At 62.7% G+C, this 1,649-nt stretch carries 1 protein-coding gene; it reads right to left on the bottom strand.

Translation table 11 applies throughout. The annotated features are described in order from the left end of the window. Window positions 1-1,485 (bottom strand): IS21 family transposase (gene istA, locus C2R25_RS18075; RefSeq protein ID WP_103730511.1); only part of this gene is annotated, 1,485 nt, incomplete at its 3' end. Window positions 1,486-1,649 lie beyond the last annotated feature (164 nt).

Genomic DNA, 1,649 nt, shown 5'->3' with positions numbered 1-1,649 from the left:
ACTGGCCTGATCCAGCCCGGATTTGAGGATCGAGAGGACCGAGGCATATGTGGTGGCCTCGATTGCCAGCGCGCGGTCACAGGCCGCATCGAGACGGACATGGCCATAGCCGCGCCCTAGCGAGAGGATGCCCATCGCCGAGCGATAACCCTGCTCGGGATGGCGCCGATCACGCATCATGCGCTCGACCATGACCGCCACGTTGGTGCCCATCCTGGCCGCGCGCTCGATCAGCGATGCCGGCGTCCGGTCGGCATAACGCTGGTGAGCCTTGGGCATGTGGGCGTTGATGGTGATGTGGAACCCGCGCTGCGAACTGCGAACATGGCTGGCGACCCGTTTATGATCCTGGAAGATCTCAACCACCCGCTGGGTCAGCCGCACATCGACCTTGCGGCCGATCAGACCATGCGGAACCGAGTAAAAGTTGCGGTCGACGGCAACGTGGTAATCGGGATGAACCTTGGCGCTCTTCCATTCAGCGTATTCGAACGGGGTAACAGGCAGCGCCTTGAGCGCCGCGCGCTCGATCTCGTCGAACAGCTCGCGGCGCGAACGACCGACGTGACGCATCGTCTTGCCATTGAGAACTTCGAGCAAGTGGCCGATCTCGGCATTGAGCACCGCCAGGTCGAAGAACTGTCGATTGCGCAAGCGCGCGATGATCCACCTTTCCGCGATCAGCACCGCGCCCTCGATCTTCCCCTTGTCCCTCGGCTTCGCCGGCCGGGTCGGCAGGACCGTCGTGTCGTAATGCTCTGCCATCGTGGCAAAGGTCGTAGTCAGGGTCGGTTCGAACCATAGCGCCTTGGCCACCCCCGCCTTGAGATTGTCGCAGACAATGGAAGCGGGCACTCCGCCGAAGTACTCCAGCGCCCGGACCTGGCCCTCAATCCAGTCAGGCAGCCGCTGATGCAGGCTCGCCACCGCAAAGGTGTAGCTCGAGGCCCCAAGCACCGCGACGAACAGCTGTGCTTGGTGGATCTCGCCGGTGCCGGGGTCGATCAACGGGATCGTTTGACCGGCGTAATCAGTCTGCATCACCGCACCGGCGGCATGCCGATGCCGATAGGTCGGGTGGGCGCGCTTCTCGTGCGCGCCGAACTTGTCACAGAACCAGGTGTAGCCAAAGCCGTCAGGATGAGCCTCGCGGTATTCCTGCCACAACAACAGCAGCGTCACGCTTTTGCGCTTCATCTCACGGGAGACCAGTTGCCAGTCCGGCTCGCTCGTATCCCGCGGCGGCCGCCCCATTTGCCGGAAGAGTTTGCGCTCCAGCGCAGCGTCATCGCCGCCGTCATCTGGCATCGGCCAACTGTCTAGCCCCGCCTCACGCGCCCGCAGCAGGTAAGTCGACACGGTCGACTTGCTTAGCCCAAGCCGCTCCGACACTTCGCGCGCCGAGAGCCCATTCTCATGGGTCAGCCGCAATATCGATCTGATGTCCTTCACGTCCGCTCGTCTCGGTTGCTTCCGTCTCGGCATGGTCCCTCCAAGCTCCGCTTGCGGGGACGTTCATGCCAAACCGGCGCACCCAATGACCAACCGCACAAACTGTCCGGGACTTAGCGAAATGCCTGTCCGGGACTTTCTGAAATCACTGTCCGCGACTTACCGGAATCGCTGTCCGGGACTTTCCGAAACACGCA

The sequence above is a fragment of the Novosphingobium sp. HII-3 genome (assembly GCF_002916655.1).
Lineage (GTDB): Bacteria > Pseudomonadota > Alphaproteobacteria > Sphingomonadales > Sphingomonadaceae > Novosphingobium > Novosphingobium panipatense.
This window is presented reverse-complemented; position numbering and strand designations above follow the sequence as displayed.